We start from the raw sequence: 19237 nt of genomic DNA, 5'->3' as shown, positions 1-19237 counted from the left end.
TTTGCGTCTTCGCGGTTCAAACTATTATGATGAAAACCACAACCTCCCTCCAACAACTCCTCCAACAATCTCCCTACCAAGCTTACGTTTATTCCTACCCTCATAAAACCGCCTATCGTCCCATCAATCCACCCATAAATCTGGCAGAATTATGGTCAAAACAAAACCGCAACGCACTGTTTCTCTACATCCACATTCCCTTTTGCGAAATGCGCTGCGGCTTCTGCAACTTGTTTACCACCGTGCAACATAATCAAGACTTTACCGATCGATATATTCGCACCCTCCAACGACAAGCAAAGCGAGTCGAAGCAGCAATTGGCGACGCATCTTTTGCCAGATTTGCCATTGGCGGCGGGACGCCTACCCAACTTCCGGTGCCAGGATTAGAAGCAATTTTAGATATTGCTGAAGACACGATGGGCGCTAATTTACAACAGATACCAATTTCGATGGAAATGTCGCCGGAAACCGTGGATAAAGAAAAGATGGAATTGTTGCGATCGCGCCACATCACCCGCGCCAGCATCGGCGTCCAAAGCTTCATCGATACCGAAGTTTTAGCCATCCAAAGAAGGCAGAAAGCCAGCCAAGTAAAAGCCGCGCTGACTTTGATGCGAGAAGCCAACTTTCCTACCATTAATATCGATTTAATTTATGGTTTACCCGGACAAACCGTAGAAACTTGGTTGCACTCAATTAAAGAAGCATTGCAATTTCAACCCGAAGAAATCTATCTTTATCCCTTGTACGTGCGACCTTTGACAGGAATGGGAATTTCCGATAAAGAATGGGATGATACTCGCTTAGAATGCTATCGCGAAGGGCGAGATTTTTTACTATCAGAAGGTTACGCGCAAGTGTCGATGCGAATGTTTCGCGCCAATCATGCGCCAGATGCAGAAACAGCGCCAGTTTATTGCTGTCAAGCGGATGGAATGGTGGGTTTAGGTTGCGGTGCGAGGTCTTATACTGATACGGTACATTATTCTAACGATTACGCGGTAGGCGCGAAGGAAGTGCGGCAGATTTTGCAAGCGTTTATTCACCGGAAAGATGAGGATTTTGATTGTGCTGACTACGGGTTTGTACTTGATTTAGAAGAACGGAAACGGCGTTATATTTTATTATCTTTGCTTTCTGATGAGGGGTTGAATGTGGTAAAATATCGTCAGCATTTTGGGACGGATGCCAAAGCAGATTTTCCCGAATTGTCTGAGTTGATATTGCTGGATTTAGCAACTTGGAATCGGGAAACTTTGCGCTTAACTGCAAGCGGGGTTGAGCGTTCGGATACGATTGGCGCTTGGTTGTTTTCCGATCAAGTTCGCTATTTGATGGAGAGTTATAATTTGAAGTAAATCACCATATCCGCCCACCCGCCCGGAAATCAATTTCCGGGCTAATAGCCAAAGTCAGTTAAAACTGACTAAAATGCTGTAAAAATTCTTCAGTCCTCTTAAGAGGACTTTCGCTAAAAGCCCTTGGAATTTATTCCGTGGCGGGTGATAAAACCGATGCAATATCTCACAATTACCTATATGCACATCACCATCTTATATCGCGGCCCATTAATCAGTTGCAACTACGGATGCGAATACTGCCCTTTCGCCAAACGACAACAATCAGCGGCAGAATTAGCCATAGATAGACAAGCATTAGAGCGATTTAACGACTGGATAGCCCAACAAACTCAACATCGATTTTCAATTTTAATTACGCCTTGGGGAGAAGCTTTAATCCATAGCTGGTATCAGAAAGCTTTGGCGAAATTAACCCACTTGCCTAATGTTGATAAAGCGGCGATTCAAACCAATCTTTCCTGTAATCTAGACTGGGTGGAACATTGTAATAAAGAAAAACTTGCCTTGTGGTCTACGTTTCATCCCGAATGGGTAACGCGCGATCGCTTCCTCTCCCAATGTCTAGAACTCGACCGTCGCGGCGTTCGTTTCAGCGCAGGTGTCGTCGGCTTTCCCAAGTTTAAAACAGAAATTGCCGCCCTCCGCCGCGAACTACCATCCCATATTTACTTGTGGATTAATGCAGTCAAAAAAGAAATTCCCCAACTATCAATAGAAGAACGAGAATTTTTTCAATCTATCGATCCATTATATCATATCAACACCCACCATTACCCCAGTTTAGGACGCAATTGTCGGGCGGGAAAATCGGTTATTTCTGTCGATGGCAACGGGACGATGCGGCGATGCCATTTTATTAAAGAACCGATTGGAAATATCTATGATGCTAATTATGAATCGTCATTATTTGAACGACCTTGTACAAATGAAACCTGCCACTGTCATATTGGCTACGTGCATTTAGAATACTTAGAATTAGATAAAGTATTCGGCTCTGGGATTTTAGAACGAATTCCAGTCTCCCATTCTCCTACGTCGAGGCCAGAAACCGGGTTGCTATGAAAAATTGTTGGGAAAGGTAACTAGAGATCTATGCACAAACCCGGTTTCTAGGAATGCCTTTGCGTAAGTCCCGTGGATAAAGCCGTTGCAAAGTATCCCGACTTGCCACAAGATACACTGGTAAGTAGGGAAGACAGGTTACCTATGCTTGGGCAACAATAGATTTGAGTCAAACTGGGGTGTTTGGAGATCCGACGGTGGCGACGAAGGAAAAGAGCGATCGCATCCCATCCTAGACTCGGTATCCGACGGCTGGGTGCAAGTAATTTCAGATTGACATAAAATCTGAAATCTGATATCTAAAATCTGCAATTAAGCTTGCCCGATCCCCTAAACCTGAAAAACTCTGTATTCTTAGTTTATAGATTGTAAAAATTCTTTCAGAAACTTGTGCAAGAAGATTTTAGGCTGATAGTCGATTTGGTATTGGTTCTGAGCGCTGCGGCGGCGGGGGGCTTGCTGGCGTCGCTGTTGCGGCAACCCGTTTTATTAGGTTATCTGCTGGGGGGGATGATTGTCGGCCCTGCGGGGTTAGGACTGATTAAAGAAGTAATTCAGGTTGAAACCCTGGCGCAGTTTGGCGTGGCGTTTTTGTTATTTGCTCTGGGGGTGGAGTTTTCCTTTGCCGAACTTAAGAAAGTGCGAGCGATCGCTCTCGGTGGCGGCGGACTGCAAATCGCCCTCACCATCGCCATCACTGTTTTATTATGCGGCGTCACGGGCGCTTGGGAAACCTTACCCGCCAAGGGAATGTTTCTGGGAGCAATTCTGTCATTATCTTCCACCGCCGTCGTCCTCAAGTGCTTGATGGAGCGCAACGAAACCGAAACGCCCCACGCTCAGGTAATGCTGGGTATATTAGTCGTGCAAGATCTGGCAGTAGGATTGATGCTAGCCGTCTTGCCAGCGCTTGACGAACCAGCAGAAGCGCTTGGTTTAGCAGTAGGAGCGGCGCTACTCAAAATCGGGTTATTTGCAGCGGGTGCATTAGCAGTTGGGATATGGATTGTACCACAAATTCTGCGATTTTTAGCTAAAACCGAGAGTCGGGAACTGTTTTTACTCGGCGTGGTGGCTTTGTGTTTGGGTGTCGCCCTGTTGACAGAATATTTAGGACTTTCCATCGAAATGGGTGCATTTGTCGCGGGGTTAATGATTTCGGAAGTCGAATATGCCGACCAAACTTTAACCTATGTCGAACCAGTCCGGGATATTTTTGCTACCTTATTTTTTGCGGCGATTGGCATGTTAATCGACCCGGTGTTTTTGTGGAACAACCTGGAGTTGATTTTAGGACTGGTAGCCCTAGTTTTGTTGGGCAAATTTTTAATCGTCGCACCGATTGTGAGAGCGTTTCGCTATCCTTTAAAAACTGCTGTAATAGCCGGGTTGGGACTGGCTCAAATTGGGGAATTTTCCTTTGTACTCGCCAGCGAAGGACAAGCATTGGGGCTGGTTTCTCGCCGAATTTATTTATTAATTTTGGGGACAACCGCTGTTACCTTAGTGGTGACGCCATTTTTGATGCGCGTTGTGCCGCAATTGTTAGATTTACCCTGGATAAAAAACTATTTAGAAGAAGCGAACGTACCTTTAGAAGTCGCCTGCGACATAGATTTGCAAAATCACATCGTCGTCTGCGGTTATGGTAGGGTGGGGCGCAATTTGGTGCGATTGTTGCAGGCGAACGAATATCCAGTGGTAGTGATCGACCAGTCGGAAAGTAGAATACAGCAATTGCGAGAAGCGGGTGTGCCTTACGTTTACGGTAACTGTACCAGCTTGCACGTGCTGGAAACCGCTGGAGTAAACAAGGCGCGGGGAATGGCGATCGCACTCCCCGATCCGATGAGTACCCGCCTTTCCCTCAAACGCGCGTTAGAATTAGCCCCCGAATTGGATATCGTCGTGCGCGCTAATAACGATCGCGATATCGAATTGCTCTATCAATTGGGGGCGCGGGAAGTGGTACAACCAGAATTTGAAGCGAGTTTGGAACTGTCAAGTCACCTGCTGATCGGTCTGGGAATGAGTCCGAGAGCGATTCAACAGCAAGTGCAGCAAATACGCGATCGCAGCTATCTCGATCTGCGTCCAATTCGTTCCGCTTCCCAAGTTTCCCGCGAACTGCAACTGGCGGCCTCTGATATGAACAGTCGGTGGTATAATCTACCCGCCGGTTCGCCCTTAGAGGGGATGACGTTAGGAGAAGCAGATATCCGCAACTTAACTGGGGTGAGTTTAATGGCAATTCGCCGATCTAGAGGCGATGAAGTAGACTATCCAGACGCGCAAACAACCCTCCACGAAGGCGATCGCTTGTTAGTCGTTGGAGAAGGGGAAGAACTCGCCGCCTTCGACGATCTGGCGAAAGGGGAAGCTGTCGTACCCGGATATGATGACCCCTGCCAGTGGATTGTAGTACCTCCAGATAGTCCTTTCGTCGGGCAAAAACTTGCTCTTCTCGATATTCGTCGCCAGTATGGCGTCCAACTGCGCGCCATTCGCCGGGATGGTAAGTTTATCCGTTTACCGGGAGAAGATACCGAATTGCTGGCAGGCGATCGCATACTATTATGCGGCGGTTTCCATCCCCTCAATCAAATTCAACAAATTCTAGCACCCGAAACCCCCGCACCCGTTCCCCTCGTCCCCGTGGTAACAGCGGGTGAAAGCGAAGCTTTGCGCGAGTTTCTGCCAGTGGATAATTTCAGGGAGGGGTAATTGGTAATGGGTAATTGGTAATGGGAAATAAACAGGCAAAAAAACCTGTTTTCTGGGAAAAATCGGCGATTTGGAACCAGATATCTCGAAAGAAACCCGGTTTTTGGCCTCGACGGTAATGGGGAAGAAACACCAATTAGCCATTACCCATTACCCATTACCTAACCTTTCGGTTTGATATAAGCGATCGCGCCCCGCCAGATCAAGATTTGCTGGTTGTTTTCATCCCGCAGGCAGATACAAGATGGATCTTGCCAGAGCAGCTTACCAGCTAGCACGTCACCTGTGGTCAGTTTCATTTCCACCTGTTTTTGATCTTTAATCGTAGATTGAACTTTACGAATGCTGGGCAAGTTAGTATCGAATTCGCTACTCATGGGTAATTGGCGATTGGTAATGGGTAATTGGTAATTTTAGGATACTCTCGTTCCCAAGGCTCTGCCTAGGAACGCGATTACCAAAGCTCTGCCTAGGAACGCGATTACCAAGGCTCTGCCTAGGAACGCGATTACCAAGGCTCTGCCTAGGAACGCGATTACCAAGGCTCTGCCTAGGAATGCCACGACGGGATAACAACTGACAAAGGACAAATCTAATGGCAATCGAATTTACTAAGTATCACGGGTTGGGGAATGATTTCATTTTGATCGATAATCGTTCCTCATCCGACCCTGCTGTGACGCCAGAACAAGCGGTGAAGTTATGCGATCGCCATTTCGGCATCGGTGGCGATGGGGTTATTTTCGCACTACCGGGACAAGATGGCACCGATTACACGATGCGAATCTTCAACTCCGACGGTTCCGAACCGGAAATGTGCGGTAACGGCATTCGCTGTTTAGCGCGTTTCATCGCCGAATTAGAGGGAAGATCGGACTCTACCGTCGAATATCGCATCCATACCCTCGCTGGTGTCATGAAACCCCAATTGCGCCTTGACGGTCAAGTCACCGTGGATATGGGACTGCCGCGCCTCCTCGCCGGGGAAATTCCCACTACCCTGGCACCCGCCGACCAAAAAGTCATCGATCTGCCTTTGTCAGTAGCGGGAAAATCTTGGCAAGTGACTTGCGTCAGCATGGGCAATCCTCATTGCATCACGTTTGTTGAGGATGTGGCAGCTATTCCCTTAGAAAATATTGGTCCTCAATTCGAGCATCACTCGGTCTTTCCCCAACGCACAAATACGGAATTTATTCAAGTCGTGCGTAAAGATTATTTAAAAATGCGGGTTTGGGAAAGAGGTGCTGGAATCACATTAGCTTGCGGCACGGGTGCATGTGCGTCATTGGTGGCAGGAGTGTTGACGGGAATGTCCGATCGCAAAGCCACAATCGAACTTCCCGGCGGACCATTAGAAATAGAATGGTCAGAACTTGACCAACGAGTATACATGACCGGGCCTGCGGAAAAGGTGTTTGCTGGTAGCGTGTAAGAATAAGGACATGGGAGGTGCGATCGCATTTCCCATCCTCAAAACTTTTTTGTTAGGATAATTTTATATTTCTTCTCTTAACCAGGCGAGCATAATTCCTGGTACTGCTGGCTATGTGTTGAAGCAATTTTTATTATTTTGGATAACTATCCGGATAGCTAGTCAAAATGCTGAATATCTAATATAGAGGTTACCTATAATCAACTCAACAACATGACAAGCAGGCGAGTCATTTTATTTTTGTTTCTATTACTTTCCACCGTTTTTGTGATATTTGTCATTAACCAGTTCAAGACCGATAAAAATAACTGGATTGATGTTATAATCCCTGTCTCTTTTCCAATATTGATAGGTATTGCGCTCTATGCTTTTCTACCATTGCTTGATGATGTTTTAGCAGAGCAAAATAAAAAATGCATTATTTATTTGTATGGGACAGCGGGAACTGGTAAAACTACTCTGATTCATTCTTGGTTTGTATTGGCAAATACAGTGCATCAATCAACTACTAATATTGAATGTTACACAGAAAAATAAATGTTAAAAAAGGGGAAAAAATTACAGTTTCTGTAATAGATTATAGAGGTCAAAAACCATCTATGGTGACTAGGAATCCTATTGATAGATTCATAGGTACTAGAAGAAATACTCTAGTAAATGCTGCTATTTTTATTGTTGATATCGTTGGACGCTATGATGAGAATGGAAATCCTCTAAATACTGAAGCTCAACAACTTTCATGGCTTAGCACAAATACAGAAACCAAAATAGACAACAGAAAACGGGAGCATTTGTCTTATATTAATAAAGGCACTTTAGAAATTGTTTTTTCTGTAATCTGTAGCCTAAATCTCATAACTGTAAAACTCGTTATCAACAAATGCGATCTAGATCAATTACTGAATAATCAATGCTTACCTAATCCGACAAATTTAAAGTGTGAAGAATACGCAAAACAAATATTTATAGACATAGAGAAAGAAATTAAAACAGCTTGCGACCAAAATAGTATACCTAACTTTTCGGTAGAGGTTATAAGCGCAAACAAATACCAGGGAAAAAATAAAATTTTGAAAAGTATCCTAGACGAGTATGAAAGCTTGACCAGCAACCTTTAAACTAAAGAAGGAAAGATAAAAATGAGTAAGACTCCCAACCAAAAAGGAAAAGACGATATAGATTATTCTCAAAATGTATAAAAAGATAAAATCTATAGCAAGGGATATAGATAACTCAAGTTGCTAGTTATAAACTTTGGCGTTGCAAGCTTGCTAATTGCTAATTGCTAATCTTGGATTTTTACCAATCTCGCCATTAGCCATTAGCCATTAGCCGCTCCCAGAGAGATAACTAGCAACTTGAGTTAGATATATAATTATGATTATTTTAGCAGCATCAACTATCATGCTCTCGCGACTTGTGTTTGATATCTATGCTAACAATAAGACTAATGATGGATCGGCATCAGTAGGTTTAATAGAAGTTCAAATTTTAGTTGCAGATGAAACTGGTCAACCAATTAATAATGCAGAAATATTATTTTTTAAATCAGAAAATACACCAGTTCAATCAACAGACTCTCAAGGTTACGTAAAAATAGAAATTCCTCAACACAGTGCATCTGATGTTATTGTAAGAAAACAAGGGTTCTTAGCTATTAAAGAAACATTAAAATCAAGTGATAAAGAAAATATGGGTAAAATTTATATTTTAAGAAAAAACAACCAAGTTTTGCGCGGCTTGGGTCAAGGTAGCAATAGCAATGCTAGCCAAAATTGAGGCAATTTTTTATAAACTGCGGTCAAACAATCCCAATCAGCGCAATCCTTTTTCGCGTAACAGCGCATCCATCCAAGCTGCATCCGATTCTGATAAAGGTGGCACGGTATCGCTATTATAATCAATAAAATAATCGTAGCCTGATCGCTCGTAAACCCCATGTAATAACGCCTGTAAATCAACCTCTGGTTCTACATCCCCCGGTCTTAACGGTAATCGAAAAGCAGGAATTGCATCGGGTAAATTAAACGCATATAAATCGGCTCTAGGGCGCGTATTCGATCGACTCACCAAAATTCGATAATGACTTTGGGGTGGATTGCCTAAAATTGGTAAATATTCTCCCATTCGCAGCAGGTCAATTTCTACTAAATGCGTTAAGCTACCCAAAACAGAGTAACGTTTTTTTTCATATTTTGAACTGCCTTCGCCTCGTTTGTTTGTAGGATAAATTATTTCAATAACTGTGACTACTTATTTAGTTATTGGATCTTGTACTTCCAAATAAGCTTCTCGAACTTCTTCTAACATTGGTAAATGTACTTTAACTGGTTGCGTTGCTGGAGTAACAACAGCAACATTGGAAGAAGTTGAAGGCGATATTGTTTGGCGGCGTTGTACGGTAATATCAGGTCTACCGACAAAGAGGGAATCTGTGCCGATAATTTCATAAATTCGCTTGTCCGTAACGACTTGATATTTTGGCAGTAATTTTGGGGTCAAGTCATAAGCGATCGCTACAATCAAACGATTGTGGAAATCCGACCAACGATTGGGATCTTCTAAATAGGGGTTCATCCCCGGAAATGGAGAAGGCATGATGATTTATCAGCAAATGCTGATAGGGTAAGGATATCTTTATTTTAGCTAAAGTGGTAATTGGTAATTGGTAATTGGTAATTGGTAATTGGTAATTGGTAATTGGACTTTTCCAGGAAATTAAGATAAGGGCAGGCAGGATGCCTACCCCACAAGAATTTTGGCAGAGGTATACTAGACTTATAAATTAGGCGCAAAGAGCTGATAAACAGGGTTTATGGGGATATTTATCGTTGCCATAAACGATTTTTCATAGAAACCCGGTTTTTTGGCGTAAGTCCTGAGACTAAGCTGCTATGCATCTAATTTGACAGTGAATTTTTCTGAGATTATTGTGGGATGGGCATCCTGCCCGTCTCTGTATTCGATTTAGATGCATAGCAGCTGATTGAGCAGCTAACTGCTGATAATTACCCATTACCTATTACCACTCGCTGGCTTATTTAGCAACACCTAAGGTGGATTTTATAGGAACTTTTGCAGCGCTTGCGGTTGCATAAATGCAAGATATTTAGGCACAATATCCGGTGGTAATAACTCTAAAAGCAGCCGATTTTCCACCCAGAATTCAATTACATCAAAAAAGCCATCCCGCGAACAACGCAAAGCACGCCAACCTTCGGGATTTGCGAGCGCTATAATTTCTGCCTCGCTTGCTACAGTTGAAATCGCCGCATGGGTAGCGCTGTAAGCTGAGGAACGAGGATTAGGGCGTGTTTTCAAACTCGTTATATCCTGAAAAAGGCGCGAGCGCTCTTCTTTTGTGTTGATGAATCGAGGGGACGAGAGTAATGAGCAGTGGGAGAGGTTAAAACCGCTACTGCCACCGCAGAAACCGAAAACGGGTAAGCCAAATCACGATCGCCGACAGGTTGTCAATGGCATCCTGTGGATACTAAGAACTGGAGCGCCACGGCGAGACCTGCCAGAACGTTATGGAAAGTGGGACGGTCCTTTTAACCGTGAAATCTACCGTCAACGCAATATTGTTGAACGTGCTATCAACCGACTCAAGCAAAAAATTACTGGCTATACGGTTCACTTAGTTGTTCCAGAAGTTGACAGTGGCCCAATTCTCATCCAAGCTGCTGTGCCAGTTTTACCCGACGATACCCCAGAAACGTTGCACGCCCGGATACAAGTACAGGAGCATAAGATTATGGTAGAAGCGATTCGCTACGCGACTGCTTTGCCGAACCCATTAGCTGCACGCCAGTGTCAGGAAAAATAACGCTCAAAATACAGACTTTGCATTGAGGCTGGCAGTCCGGCGTCGGCTACGGACTTTGTCGGTATAGTTTTTTATCTAAGCAGTCAACAATTGATACTGCTAGCTCATGCATTACCTCTAAAGCGGCATCTTCATATTTTTGATACTCTTTCAGGTCTTTAATTATCATTTTTTGACCATGATCGATATCATTTCTCCTTCTAACTAATGCTTTAAGATCAATTTCGTATTGATCGACTAGCTTACAATCAAGACCAGCTAAGAGTGAGTTTTGTTTCAATACATCAGGCCATAAATTTGATTGTGTTTCTAATTTTTCTGGAAATTCTAAATCTTCTTCTAGCATTAGCTTGAAACCTGTTTGCCCAAATTCCCATATACTTAATGGAGATAAATTTCCTCTCATCTCCTTAAATTTTTTATCAAGAGATAGCCTCGCTATTGTATCTTTACAATCTTTTCTTTTAACCCCTGCCTTTTGCAGTTCGTCGAGATATAAATCCCATGCAAACTTGCAGAAACCTTCGTAGTGAGCATAAAGAATCGCCCACATTGCACGTAGAAGCGCTCGGTATCTAGCAGAATCTTTTGAAGCTAGAACAGCTTGTTGCTTCAATATAGCAAGTTCTGCCTGTCTCCAATCTAAATCTTCTTCCAGTTGCTTCAACCACTTACTCATTGACCAGATCCAAAAGAGCGTTCTCAATAGTATTGATTCTGCCTCTTAGCTTCTCTTGTTTATTTGCCCCAGAACCAGTATATTGTCTAAATATTTCAGTTTGAACTGTATCAATTATTTTCTGTTTAATTGCATCAATTGGCAGATTACGAATGCGATCCATTACATTACAAGTACCTACTGTAATAGCTTCATAATAAGCAGGAGCAAGACCTCCTATAGGATCGTTTCCCCTATATTTTACAAATGCACCTTCTCCTAAAGTATTACTCAAGAATGTAAACAACCTATTAAATTGTTCGTTTTCTACTTCGTAATCAAAGTTTATCTCTCTAAGCAAGATTTTTTCCATGTAATTATCCAGCCAATCTCGAACACTACCTTTAAATAAATTCTGAGCATTCTTGGTAGCCAAAAATCTCAAAACAAGTTCTTCGTCTCCTTTTTTATCTTTTTCTGGTTGTGACAGTGTTTCTATGCAATTTACAAAAGCAGGGTGAGATGCCTTTTCTTGTATAAAAGAATAGAATCGGATGCCCTCTTCACCTACCATCCTGGCAGAACAGTTGCGAATTTCTTGTGGATCTAAAATTTCTCCGCCTGTGTTTAATCTTTTAAACATTGCATATCTTAAAAATGACTTACTTTGTCTTTTGATCACAACAGTCCTAACTGACGAGCGTTTGATGGTAAGCCTCAGTCTTAGCGGTAAGTCATCAAATTTTTTACCATCCAGATCTTTAACTAAATCACATCCTTGAAGAACAAGAGGTTCCAGGCTTAAATCTGAAGGATTAATAAACTGAATAACTGAACTGATTCTTTGCAGACCATCAATTAGTTCCAAAACACCATTTGCTCTTTCTATAACGAAAATTTGAGGGATGGGCAGTTCCAAAAGAATTGACTCAATTAGGCGCGATTTTTGTTCATCAGACCATCGGAAGAGACGTTGATATTCTGGTTGAATGATAAGTTCTTTCGCTGAATGTAAATTGACGATTTCGCCGAAGCTTATATCAAGAGACTCAGTACGAACTTCACCAATTTTCTGATCTATAATTTCTTCAAGTTCAGTCATCACATACACTCCTGAAAAAAGTTTTATTTAGTGAAATGCTAATAATTTTAATAAAATAATACGATTGTATTTTATTATACTCACTTCCACTTTCAACCACTACTTTTGATTATACAGGTTAATATTCAGCGTACATAATTTTATATTGCTGAACAGGCTTGCCCAAAGTATATCAGGTTTTGAAGCAGATCGCGAAGAAGTCGGGGAAACTAAAAGTAGCAAATTATACAGTAAATATTGCTATTTATTCAGTGTGGTTCTAACCTGCTCCACCAACTCCGCTACATTTTCCTGCCTGAAGAACTCTGTCAGTCGCCGAGTCTTGGGCTTGGTGGGAAGTACGCATAAACAGGATACTTGTTGGGCAGCCTGCTCTAGTGCGGTGCGATAAGCTCGACTCGTAGCATAACCGATACAGGCGATGTAGCGATCGCTATGTCGCTTCAAATAGGACACCAGGCGATTGGCTATTAGGTCAATTTGAGCTTGGTTAAATGGTTCTAAACGAAAGTCGTAGCCTAATATAGCTGCTTCATTTTCCCATTCTTCTGGTACCGGACCATAAAGTCCAGAAAGCGTTACTTTGTGAATTAGTTCGGTCTTTTTTCCCAAAGCTTGCTCCAGCCGTTCCGCGATCAAGCGATGAGAACGGGACTTGGAATAAGGCTTGCCACCCGAACAAGGAATGATTAACAACACACGCCTGTCTTTATTATTTGGGCAATAACCGTTATTCAGAATATTGAAATCATCAGAGGTATATTTCAAAGAAACAATCCGTTGGCTGAGGTTTGGTTCCTGCTTTTGAGGCATAGACACCATTATGCGCGTTAGTCTAACTCGTAGGCTCTCATCTTCTTTAGCGATAACCTCCAATGCAGACCCCAACTTAGGAAACTTTTCTGCGTGCTGAATCAGATATTCCTGCAATGAATCCGCTTCTATCGCTTCCCTTGTCTCTTTGACGACTCGGAAATCCATTTCCAGATTGTGTAGGGCAATATCGCCGTAGTATTTACTCTTGTAGTGACCGTTGGGCAGTGGACGACCGCGAATTTCTGATGTCAGCGAATTTTGTATCTCCTCCAAGTTCACCTGCTGACACACAGGGCAATTACAGGTCAATTCTTCCATTTCCAGAACTGGATAAGTACGTCTAGTCTTAGGGTCAATGTAGTTTAGACTTCTCGCTTCTTGAACGTAGGTGCTGGAATCAAAGCTATCTATTCCTAGATATGCAAGAATAGGTATCATATTGCCTGTCACCCCAAAAACGTGGATAGGTATTTGATTCCGCCTACTTTCTGGAATATTCTCCTGCAAGCCCCTTAGTATTTCAATAATGGCAGAGTATTTATGCGCCCCCCGCAGCGGTACTAACGAACCAACAGCCAGTCCAAAGGGGAAATTCTTCAAGTCTTTTTCCTGAAATGTTTTAAAGACTTGTTTCATATAATCACCCATGCTGGCTCGATCTTGACCATGAGCAGCAACGTAAAGAAAAGGCTGGTAATCTGGAGTTTTCTGGAGATACCGAGCTGTTCCAACAGCATTATTTATGCTCTTATCCATCCACTCCTTAGCCTCTGATTGTGTCAGACCAGGAGGCAAGGGGTAATCGAGTGTAGCAACAATATCACCCCCTAAATCCCTCTGCAATTCCAAGATAGTCTCATACCCTTTACCGCTTTTGACAGATAGACCATAAACCGACAAGTCTACGTTTTTGTTCCAGAGTAGTTTGAACCCACCAGAATCAAGAAATATTGCAGAATTGTATTGCAGAGGTGGTGATACTTCCCAATTGTAACGCCGTTGAATGCCTAACTTTCTCCACTTGTTAAGCTCATGAACCCTATTGGGAATGAAGTCTAAAAAGTGAAGCACCTGAGACATGACAGGCAGGTTACGACGCAGCAAGCCATTGGATACATCTGCCTGTAAAACATATTTCCATAAGCCTCCACCCCTAGCTGTCGTACCAGTGATCAAACATACCACTGGGAACAATATGGGTGTAGAGAGTGTGGTATGTGCGAGGTGCAACTCCCCTGTACGACCATGACTGAAAACCTTGGCTGAAAATACTGGTAATTCCACAATTTACTCTCAACTAACAATAGAGTGGCGCATGGGTTCTGTTGCCAAAAATGTATAAATGTTGCACTGCCTGTCAAGTTTTTTCTTCATTGTTATGCTCAGAGGCTTTATAATTTTATACCTCATGCTCGCTATTACTGTAATGTTTATCTACCCCATTACAAAGATATTTAATTACTGTATCATATTGAATAATAAAAAATATTTTTTACCTATCCAAAAACTGAATTTATTTATTGTTGCTTGATTTTTTAGGATTGAAGAATTTAAATTAATTGAAATTGTCTACCTTGCTATCCCCGAATGATTGCCAATAATAAAAACAGGGAAGCAATCTGAGATTTAATCATAAGATTAAATTAAAATCGGCCTCCCAGTTGCACCTAGTAAATGGGAACTTCCATCTTCATAGGATGATTTCTAGACTGTTACCAACTCACTTGGCTACCTGTGGGACGGTCATTCCATCATCCAAAGCCATCGTAATTAAGTTGTGGCGGGTGTTGTACTCGACCCTTTAACCCCTCACCTTAACCTCTTTGACCAGTTGGATAACTATACCATCATCCTGCTGTCTACCACATCTGAGTAGCGATCTCAGCAGCCAAATGGTCAGGTGGGAATTCGGTGCTTGGTTACGAGATTAAGCTCTGAAAGTCTTATTCAATCTAAATTTTTCAACGGAGAGGGTGGGATTTGAACCCACGTTGACGTTGCCGCCAAAGCAGATTTCGAGTCTGCCGCATTCAACCACTCTGCCACCTCTCCAAAGATGGATTATCCTATTGTACTCGTTTCCAGAGTGCTTTTCTAGTATATCACAGGAGGGAAGCTTCGTTTTCAGTTAACTCCAAAGTTGCCTCAAACCCACCTTTGGGTGACCACTGAATCGCACCATCGCGGTTTGTCCAGAAAAGCTGGGTTTTGTTTCTCCGCAATGCTGTCACCGTATCCGGATCGACAGAACTAGAGGAAGCGATCGCGACACTAGGTTTTAGCACCTTGAGCAAATCGTCGGTCAAGCGTTCCCCAGACCATGCTAAAACCTGTAAATTGGACAGTCCTATTTTAGTTGCCAACTGCTTTTGCTGATCGGGTTGGAGATTTCCCAGCAATAACCAATTTTGGCCTTGAATCTGCAACTGCAACACAGGAAGGTCGGCATCGAGTAGCTTAACATCGGTCGAGCCAGTTTCGACCCTGCGACCGGCTGCTAAAGTTTGATAAGTTCCCTTACGAGTTTGCACGGCAGATTCAAGATTGGGTTGGCTGGTAGAGTCCCTCATAGCCGGTTCGTTGTAAAAGTTAGTAATAGGCAAGCGTTCTAAAATTGTAGACCAGCCATTGTTCGTAACCTGGGTATCAGTTCCCTTACCCAAGCGTGGAGTACAGCAACGAATTGCCGCATCTATTTGATTAACGCCTTGTTGTTGCAGGAAAGGTAAAACTGTAAAACGAGCTGTATTGGCATCCCCGCTATTAACCAGCGTAATTTTTCCTTGGTCTTGGATAATCAGGATGGGTTCTCCTGGAGTAGCTAGCACAGTTACTTGGAACAAAGTCGTCTTAGCGTACCAAACAGGAAAGACAAGCAAAGTTATAGCGATTAATCCGGCTAACCACCAACGCCGCTGCCACCAACGCCAAAGCCAGACTATGGCGATTAAACCATAGAGTGCGATTAACTGCCAGAGAGCGATGGCGCCAACTGCAACTGAATTTCCAGGTAACTGACCGCAGAATTCTACCAGTTGAATTAGCCAATGTGCGGGGTAATATAGAGGCCAAGCGATCGCGCTGCCTGCCAAAGGCCAAATCAACCCAGCCAAGGCGCTGATGAAGCCACCAATGCTAATAATAGTTATTAAAGGTGTAGAAATTACATTGACTAGAATGCTGTAGGGCGAAACCACGTTAAAAACATATAGTTGTAGCGGTAGCGTCCATATGGAAGCAGCAATTGGGAGAGCGATCGCCCCAGCTAATACAGGTGGTAACCAATCTAAACCTTTCATCAAAGCTGGCACAGTTGTCAACAATCCCAACGTTGCCAGAAAACTCAATTGAAAACTTAAATCTTGAATCCAAAGCGGATTAATCAGCAATAAAATAGTAGCAGCCAATAAAAGCGAACCAAACGGCTTAATTTTTCGCTCTTGCACCATAGCAGTCAATGCTGCAATACCCATTATTACTGCTCGCAGCACGGGTGCTTGTGGCCCAGTTAACCCCAAAAAAATCAAAAGTGCCGCCACACCATAGCCAAATTTTGCTCTTGCTGATAACCTGCCAGTCAACGATCCAACAATCGCTAAAATCAGAGAAACTTGGAAGCCAGAAGCAGCTAATGCATGAGCCAATCCTACTTTGGCAAACTGGTCTCGAATCGGGGCTGGTAGGTATAAGTTTACCGCCTGACTTCCCAGCACCATTGCACTAACAAAAGGACCTTCAGGAATACCTAACTTACTAGCTTGAGAGCGGAGAATTCGCTGTCGAATGCGCCACCATCCCCAGCGGGAACCTGCCTTTTCATCCGGAACACTCACGCTTCGACCTGTCAAAGCTGCAAAAGCACCTTCTTTAGCCAAATAAGCTTGAAAATCAAAGCTACCGGGATTAGCAGGTGGTTTAGGTTTGTATAAGCTTCCAGTCACGTCAATTTCTTGACCGCTATTTAAACCAGTTGCTTGCAATAAAGGAACGGTCACATACAACTTACCCGTAACGCTTTGACCGACCCTTGCTGGTTTGTCTATCCCCGCTACTTCGTTGAGTTGATTAGCATTTAACCAAAACTGAGCGCGTTTACTGCGAGTTAGGCGAGGCGTACTCGTAATCTTACCGCGCACCCTGACGATCTGCTCCTGAGCATTCCCGCTTGTCTGTGCGGCGACGAACTGGCTGATATCATTTTTCCCTGGTTGCGGCACTGTTAGTTGAAAATACAGGGGAGCTAAAAACAAAAGCGTTGCAGCCGTTAGCCATAATCTGCGTGGCGCAACTGTTCGCCAAATTCGGGGGATGATGAAAGCTGCTGCTAGTCCTAATCCGCCTAAACCTAAAGCCAGAATAAAAGAAAATCTGCGTTCGGCGATGGAAGACATTACTGCCGCAGACAGTAGTCCCAGAATGTAAGCCAAACACAGAATTATCCCACCAACAGCAGCCATCAGATTGCCAGACCCAGTTTCAAACCCAGCACGGCATGGATAAAGACAACGACAAGGGCTACACTTCCCAAGTAGGCGTGAACGGTGCGTAAACTTGCTTTATTGCCCCCAAAGCCGGTTACAGAAATTAATCCGTTGATAGCCAGCAACAGCAGCACAATCGAGCCAGTCCAAAAATGGGGACTTTCCAAGATCGGTTGATGCTGCATCACCAAAGATAAAACGCCGCCGGTATAGCCAGTTGCCATAAACACAAACATCCAAGGCGCTAACTTGCGGTGTTCCATGCGACTTTTCGCCGCAGTTGCTTCATCTGCTATTGTGCGTCCCCGCCATCCAGCTAAGCCCACAAAGCTGCCCATAACAAAGACCACAATTGCCATCATCAAAGGATGTCCCCAATGTACCACCGGCTGGGGAATACCCATACTGCGGAATATATCGGCAATTGGTTCTAAAAGGTTTAACAGATCAACCATAGGGTTTAACACCACTACGAGGCGTGCAAGCTACCGCGTCAAAATTTTACCAGGCGATCGCTCGGAATTGTGCAATTTCGCCAGTGGAAAACCTAGCGCTTCCCGTTGCTGCAAGTAAAGCTGGGCTACTTGTCTTGCTAGGTGGCGAATTCTAGCAATGTAGCGAGTCCGCTCAGTTACGGAAATAACTCCTCTGGCATCGAGCAAGTTAAAAGTATGAGAACACTTCAAAACATAGTCCAGGCTGGGTAGAGCCAATCCTCGCTTGACCAGTTGCTCGGCTTCTTGCTCGTAAAGACCAAACAGGGTAAAGAGTAACTCTGGATTAGATGCCTCAAAGTTGTAGGTACACTGCTCTATTTCTCCCTGGAGGTGAACATCCCCGTAGCTGATGTTATCATTCCAGCGAATTTTAGCGATCGCATCAGTTTCCTGAAGATACATCGCCAGCCGCTCCAGTCCATAGGTAATTTCTATAGAAACCGGACGACAATCAATACCCCCACATTGTTGGAAGTAGGTAAATTGGGTAATCTCCATACCATCTAGCCAGACTTCCCAGCCAGTTCCCCAAGCTCCCACCGCAGCATCTTCCCAGTTATCCTCCACAAACCGAATATCGTGGTCTTCTGGACGGATACCCAGCGCCCTGAGGGAATCGAGATAAATCTCTTGGATGTTATCTGGGGAAGGTTTAATCAGAACCTGGTACTGATAATAGTGCTGAAAGCGGTTCGGGTTTTCGCCGTAGCGACCATCCGCAGGACGACGACAAGGCTCTACATAGGCGACCGACCAAGGCTCAGGTCCAATCGCTCTTAAAAAGGTATGAGGATTTTTGGTGCCTGCCCCCTTCTCAATATCGTAGGGCTGGGCGATCAGACACCCGCGATCGCTCCAAAACTGATTGAGCGTAGCAACCACCGACTGAAAATTCACAAGTTTTTTTCCTACACCGAGCGTGACGCTTAACCCATTTTGGCGCAAAAGCCTCATCGGAGCAAGGTTTCAGTAATTTCAAAAAAATTTTCCCAAAGGGGTTGACAGACCCTTGTGGAATTGTTAGATTAGTAAAGCGGTCGAGAGAAAGCCTAGCGCAAGCGAAAGCTAAAAGCTCTCCAGCGCAACGAACCAGGAAAAAAGCATAGTTTGAAAGCAAAAACCAAACAAGCCTCGCAGAAAAAAAATTAAAACAGCCGGGGCGAGAAAAACGCAACGGCAGCCAAAAAAAACTTTTCGCAAATACAACGGAGAGTTTGATCCTGGCTCAGGATGAACGCTGGCGGTCTGCTTAACACATGCAAGTCGAAC

General features: G+C 43.7%; 16 protein-coding genes, 1 tRNA gene, 1 rRNA gene and 3 pseudogenes. 11 read left to right on the top strand and 10 right to left on the bottom strand.

What is annotated here, in order from left to right; all coding sequences use genetic code 11:
* Positions 1-26: 26 nt before the first annotated feature.
* From MiSe_RS33085 to MiSe_RS33075, 4 genes are all read left to right on the top strand, one after another.
* A complete protein-coding gene (locus tag MiSe_RS33085) occupies positions 27-1361 on the top strand; it encodes an STM4012 family radical SAM protein (RefSeq protein ID WP_226588115.1) in 1335 nt (444 codons plus the stop codon).
* A gap of 180 nt (positions 1362-1541) precedes the next feature.
* Positions 1542-2426, top strand: coding sequence for an STM4011 family radical SAM protein (locus MiSe_RS33080; protein ID WP_444980584.1), 885 nt, complete (start codon positions 1542-1544; stop codon positions 2424-2426).
* A gap of 148 nt (positions 2427-2574) precedes the next feature.
* Positions 2575-2703 carry a hypothetical protein gene (locus MiSe_RS51365; protein ID WP_264196750.1) on the top strand — a complete coding sequence of 43 codons (129 nt, stop codon included), beginning with the start codon at positions 2575-2577 and terminating at the stop codon, positions 2701-2703.
* A 113-nt stretch (positions 2704-2816) separates the two neighbouring features.
* A complete protein-coding gene (locus MiSe_RS33075) occupies positions 2817-5150 on the top strand; it encodes a monovalent cation:proton antiporter family protein (protein ID WP_226588111.1) in 2334 nt (777 codons plus the stop codon).
* A 161-nt stretch (positions 5151-5311) separates the two neighbouring features.
* Here MiSe_RS33075 and MiSe_RS33070 read toward each other — a convergent pair whose 3' ends face one another.
* On the bottom strand, positions 5312-5527 hold the full coding sequence (locus MiSe_RS33070) for an Hfq-related RNA-binding protein (protein WP_226588109.1): 216 nt from the start codon (positions 5525-5527) through the stop codon (positions 5312-5314).
* Between the two features lie 218 nt (positions 5528-5745).
* On the opposite strand from MiSe_RS33070, the gene dapF reads away from it, so the two are divergent.
* The 4 genes from dapF (at position 5746) to MiSe_RS33050 (ending at position 8364) form a co-directional block, all read left to right on the top strand.
* Positions 5746-6585 (top strand): diaminopimelate epimerase, encoded by an 840-nt coding sequence (gene dapF / locus MiSe_RS33065; protein WP_226588107.1) that lies wholly within the window; start codon positions 5746-5748, stop codon positions 6583-6585.
* A gap of 213 nt (positions 6586-6798) precedes the next feature.
* A complete protein-coding gene (locus tag MiSe_RS33060; RefSeq protein WP_226588105.1) occupies positions 6799-7122 on the top strand; it encodes a hypothetical protein in 324 nt (107 codons plus the stop codon).
* Positions 7104-7703 (top strand): hypothetical protein, encoded by a 600-nt coding sequence (locus tag MiSe_RS33055; RefSeq protein ID WP_226588103.1) that lies wholly within the window; start codon positions 7104-7106, stop codon positions 7701-7703. The genes MiSe_RS33060 and MiSe_RS33055 overlap by 19 nt, the downstream gene beginning before the upstream one ends.
* 259 nt (positions 7704-7962) lie before the next feature.
* A complete protein-coding gene (locus tag MiSe_RS33050; protein ID WP_226588101.1) occupies positions 7963-8364 on the top strand; it encodes a hypothetical protein in 402 nt (133 codons plus the stop codon).
* Between the two features lie 36 nt (positions 8365-8400).
* Here MiSe_RS33050 and MiSe_RS33045 read toward each other — a convergent pair.
* A pseudogene (locus MiSe_RS33045) lies at positions 8401-9183 on the bottom strand (DUF4058 family protein).
* 465 nt (positions 9184-9648) lie between these two features.
* The gene (locus MiSe_RS33040) at positions 9649-9906 is read right to left on the bottom strand and encodes a hypothetical protein (RefSeq protein ID WP_226588099.1); all 258 of its coding nucleotides are present in this window, start codon (positions 9904-9906) and stop codon (positions 9649-9651) included.
* A 46-nt stretch (positions 9907-9952) separates the two neighbouring features.
* Between MiSe_RS33040 and MiSe_RS33035 the strand changes: the two are divergent.
* Positions 9953-10130 (top strand): annotated as a pseudogene (locus tag MiSe_RS33035) (transposase); the annotation flags it as partial.
* A 41-nt stretch (positions 10131-10171) separates the two neighbouring features.
* Positions 10172-10414 (top strand): annotated as a pseudogene (locus MiSe_RS33030) (formyltransferase family protein); the annotation flags it as partial.
* 46 nt (positions 10415-10460) lie between these two features.
* Here MiSe_RS33030 and MiSe_RS33025 read toward each other — a convergent pair.
* From MiSe_RS33025 to glyQ, 7 genes are all read right to left on the bottom strand, one after another.
* Complete coding sequence (locus MiSe_RS33025; protein WP_226588097.1) at positions 10461-11081, bottom strand: MAE_28990/MAE_18760 family HEPN-like nuclease; 621 nt, start codon at positions 11079-11081, stop codon at positions 10461-10463.
* Positions 11082-11085: 4 nt separating this feature from the next.
* The gene (locus MiSe_RS33020; protein WP_226588094.1) at positions 11086-12174 is read right to left on the bottom strand and encodes a DUF262 domain-containing protein; all 1089 of its coding nucleotides are present in this window, start codon (positions 12172-12174) and stop codon (positions 11086-11088) included.
* Between the two features lie 240 nt (positions 12175-12414).
* Positions 12415-14274, bottom strand: coding sequence for a tRNA-guanine transglycosylase (locus MiSe_RS33015; protein WP_226588092.1), 1860 nt, complete (start codon positions 14272-14274; stop codon positions 12415-12417).
* A 681-nt stretch (positions 14275-14955) separates the two neighbouring features.
* Positions 14956-15042 (bottom strand) — tRNA-Ser (locus MiSe_RS33010).
* 50 nt (positions 15043-15092) lie between these two features.
* Positions 15093-17447 (bottom strand): ComEC/Rec2 family competence protein, encoded by a 2355-nt coding sequence (locus MiSe_RS33005; protein ID WP_226588090.1) that lies wholly within the window; start codon positions 17445-17447, stop codon positions 15093-15095.
* Positions 17447-17926 (bottom strand): DUF4079 domain-containing protein, encoded by a 480-nt coding sequence (locus MiSe_RS33000; RefSeq protein WP_226588088.1) that lies wholly within the window; start codon positions 17924-17926, stop codon positions 17447-17449. Before MiSe_RS33000 ends, MiSe_RS33005 begins: the two co-directional genes overlap by 1 nt.
* 30 nt (positions 17927-17956) lie before the next feature.
* Complete coding sequence (glyQ, locus tag MiSe_RS32995) at positions 17957-18865, bottom strand: glycine--tRNA ligase subunit alpha (protein WP_226588085.1); 909 nt, start codon at positions 18863-18865, stop codon at positions 17957-17959.
* 305 nt (positions 18866-19170) lie between these two features.
* Here glyQ and MiSe_RS32990 point away from each other — a divergent pair.
* A 16S ribosomal RNA gene (locus MiSe_RS32990) occupies positions 19171-19237 on the top strand; the annotation flags it as partial.

The sequence above is a fragment of the Microseira wollei NIES-4236 genome, from assembly GCF_020521235.1.
Classification (GTDB): Bacteria; Cyanobacteriota; Cyanobacteriia; order Cyanobacteriales; family Aerosakkonemataceae; genus Microseira; species Microseira wollei.
This window is presented reverse-complemented; position numbering and strand designations above follow the sequence as displayed.